Source organism: Mycobacterium sp. (genome assembly GCF_052143115.1).
In the GTDB taxonomy this organism is placed as follows: domain Bacteria; phylum Actinomycetota; class Actinomycetes; order Mycobacteriales; family Mycobacteriaceae; genus Mycobacterium.
Window position 1 is genome coordinate 1 of the sequence record NZ_JBKQTQ010000010.1, and the last position, 3,133, is coordinate 3,133.

The following is a 3,133-nucleotide window of genomic DNA, read 5'->3' on the forward strand; positions in this document are numbered from 1 at the left end:
GGCAGCGGACCGTCCCGTGTTACCTCGATCTCGCGCAGGGGAAACGGCATGTCGGGTTCTGCGAATGCCTTGATCACTGCTTCCTTGGCCGCGAACCGGGCCGCCAGTCTGTGCACCCGGTTGCGGCCCTGGCAGTCGTTGATTTCGCTCGCCGTAAAAACCTTGCGCAGGTACCGGTCCCCGAACGCCGCCAGCGAGTCCTGGACATCCTCAATGGCCACGACATCGCATCCGACGCGGACGCGGTGCCCGTCAACCTCGCCCGGCAAGGTGATCATGCACTCGCCGTAATCGTTGCGGTACCAAGGGAATCCACCGATGCGACTTTACCCAGCGGCGCAGCTTGATCACAGCATCGTTGCAGCCGCACGCTGTACGGTGTCGCGGCCAGGAGATGAAAGAAGTTGTCCGAGGGTATCCAGCCCGGCGCGTCGATAGACACATAGCGAAGTGCCACATCAGATGAGATCTCGAGAGTCCAGTCGGTTTCGTCACTGGGGTAGGCCAACGCGCGGATACCGGAGTTGGCTTGACCCGGGCGCGGATTAACGATCAGAGCGTCGCGAATCATGTACGGCGATCCGACGAACTCGACAACGGCTTCGATGCCGTCGGCCGTGGGCTTACCGAATCTAAATGAGTTCGACAGGTGGAGTGTTTCGATCCAAAGATCAAGGTAGCAATTGGTCTCCGGCCAGATCCGCTCGCCCGCATGACTGAAATGTGATTGATATCCCCTGCGGCTGGCAGAGATCTGCGGGGCCGGCTCCGGCAGGCCCACTGCTACCGCACGTGGCATCACGCAGACGACTTGGCTAGGCCTTCGACTACCTGCTCGATGTTGCGTACGGAAGCGAAGGTGGACTTCTTGAGCACTTCATCGGGGAACTCGATGTCGAATGCATCCTCAAGCGCAAGCATGACATCGACCGACGCGTGCGACGTCAGGCCGAGCTCGTAGAGGTCGGCTTGACTGTCCACCTCGCGTGGATCGACCGCCATACGGCCATGAGCAGCTAGGACGTCACGAATCCGGTCCTGTATCACGCTTCCCCTCACGTCTAACCTATTAACCCCTCACGTCTAACCTATTAACCAGTGTTGGATCCAGCAACCGCTGCTCCCCCGGCCGAATCAGCGGCGGCCATGGCCTCGGCCGTGGGGAACAGCTCCACCGGCGAGCGAGAATAGCGAGCGTGCAGCACCTGCGAGAAGGCGTGACGGACCACGGCGTGCTCGGTGCGGTGCTGGACCACGCCGATCGAGCCCCGGATCGGCCCGCTGTCAAGGACCTGGATCGCGCGTTGACCCGGGACGAGTTGCGCGCCGCAGCTGGGAGAGTGGCCGCTGGCTTGCTCGAGACAGGCGTCGAGCCCGGGGCTCGGGTTGCCCTGCTAATCGGCAAATCTGTGGACTTCGTGGTGGCCGCACTGGGCTCTCTGTGGGCGGGGGCCACGTTCGTTCCGCTGGCGATCACCGATCCAGATCTCCGCCGTGCGCAGATCGTGGCCGACTGCCGGCCCGCACTGGTGATCACCGCGGGCTCGGACCAAACGGCGCCGTCGGGGCTTCCCGTCGGCACCGCATGGACCTCCCTTTCTGCGTTGGACGTCGCAGACGGCCCCACGCCACCACCCGTACCGGGCCCCATCTCCTACATCATTTACACCTCGGGGACGACCGGTATCCCCAAGGGGGTGCAGATTCCCCCCGAGGCCTTTTTCACGGCAGCCCAAGCATGCGCCGACGCCGTGGGACTCACCGCGGATGACCGGTGCCTCTGCGTTTCGCCCGTGCACTTTGACGGGTCCTTCTCCGCCATCTTTCCTCCGCTCGTGCGCGGCCTTCCTCTCGTCATCCCCGACCGGGAAGCCCTGCTGTTCCCACGCAGGTTCTTCTCGATTGTCGCCAGCGAGGGGATCACGGCAACCAGCTTCTCTCCGAGCTACCTCCGGTTGCTTCGGGCCAGCGGCCGTTTGGCGCGGTTGGCTGACACCTCGCTACGCGTGATGGCGTTGGGCGGTGAAGCGCCGTCCACCGCCGATATCAAGGCGGCGTGGGCCGCCAGTCCGGGACTGCGGGTGGTGAACCGGTACGGCCCGACCGAGACGACCATCGCCGTCGCGCATCTGGAACTGACGCCCGAGTTGCTCGACGCGGGGCTGGTACCGATCGGTCAACCACATGCCGGGAGCTCGTTCCACCTCGTTGATGAGCACGGAGGGCTGGTGGATCGGCCTGGCGTGGTCGGCGAGCTGTACGTCGGCGGACGGCAGCTCATGGCTGGATATCTGAACGACCCGGAGCAGAGCGCAGCCGTGCTGCGGACGGACGTCGTCGACGGAACCACCCTCTACCGCACCGGCGACCTCGTCTTCCGCGACGACCGGGGCAACTACGTATACATGGGGCGCTCGGACCGCGTCATCAAGCGCCATGGTGTGAGGATGTCCCTGGTCGAGGTGACCGAGGCGCTCGGGGGTATCGACGAGGTCGCATCCGCGGCGTGCACGCCCTTCGACCTGGAGGGCGATCTGGGGGTCGTCGCATTCGTAGTGCCGCATGGCGAGCTCACCGCCCTCGCCGTCCGTCAGGCCGCCAGCGAACGGCTCCCGGAAACGATGCTGCCCGATCGATTCGTCTTAGTGGCTGACTTGCCCTTGACGTCTTCCAGCAAGGTCGACGAGCGACGGCTGCTGAAGGAGGCTGGCTTGTCTCCGCCGAACGTCTGGTCCCCGCACGATGCCCGTTGGTGATTAATCTGGCATGAGATCGACTCGCTGTGCCGAGTCCTTCCACGAGAACCTGCATGTGTTCGCGAGCCCCAACCCCCAGCTGGTAAGACACTCGGTCGATGGGGCCGACTCCCGGATACTCCAGGCGGATCTGGCGCACGCGTCTTTGATCACACTCACAGCGGTGTAGGAGGTAACGATGTTCGGCCAGATGATGCAGATGCCCCTGATGATCTCTTCATTGATCCGTCATGCCGACCGCTACCACGGGGATACGCAGATCGTCTCCCGCCTGACGGAAGGCGGCATCCACCGCTATACCTACACCGATGCCCACCGCCGTGCCCGCCAGTTGGCACGGGCCCTCGGCTCCCAAGGGGTACGACCGGGCGAGCGCA

At 64.2% G+C, this 3,133-nt stretch carries 4 protein-coding genes and 1 pseudogene; 2 read left to right on the forward strand and 3 right to left on the reverse strand.

Annotation, left to right across the window (positions count from 1 at the left end; genetic code table 11):
• The 3 genes from ACLQI9_RS01100 to ACLQI9_RS01110 form a co-directional block, all read right to left on the reverse strand.
• On the reverse strand, window positions 1-278 hold a 278-nt coding region (locus tag ACLQI9_RS01100; protein ID WP_442390796.1), incomplete at its 3' end, for a holo-ACP synthase.
• Complete coding sequence (locus tag ACLQI9_RS01105; protein ID WP_442390798.1) at window positions 275-781, reverse strand: DUF1839 family protein; 507 nt, start codon at window positions 779-781, stop codon at window positions 275-277. The genes ACLQI9_RS01100 and ACLQI9_RS01105, both read right to left, overlap by 4 nt.
• 17 nt (window positions 782-798) lie before the next feature.
• Complete coding sequence (locus ACLQI9_RS01110) at window positions 799-1,047, reverse strand: acyl carrier protein (protein WP_324850098.1); 249 nt, start codon at window positions 1,045-1,047, stop codon at window positions 799-801.
• A 149-nt stretch (window positions 1,048-1,196) separates the two neighbouring features.
• Here ACLQI9_RS01110 and ACLQI9_RS01115 point away from each other — a divergent pair, with 149 nt between their 5' ends.
• Window positions 1,197-2,756 carry an amino acid adenylation domain-containing protein gene (locus ACLQI9_RS01115; protein WP_442390800.1) on the forward strand — a complete coding sequence of 520 codons (1,560 nt, stop codon included), beginning with the start codon at window positions 1,197-1,199 and terminating at the stop codon, window positions 2,754-2,756.
• Window positions 2,757-2,934: 178 nt separating this feature from the next.
• Window positions 2,935-3,133, forward strand: a pseudogene (locus ACLQI9_RS01120) (long-chain fatty acid--CoA ligase); the annotation flags it as partial.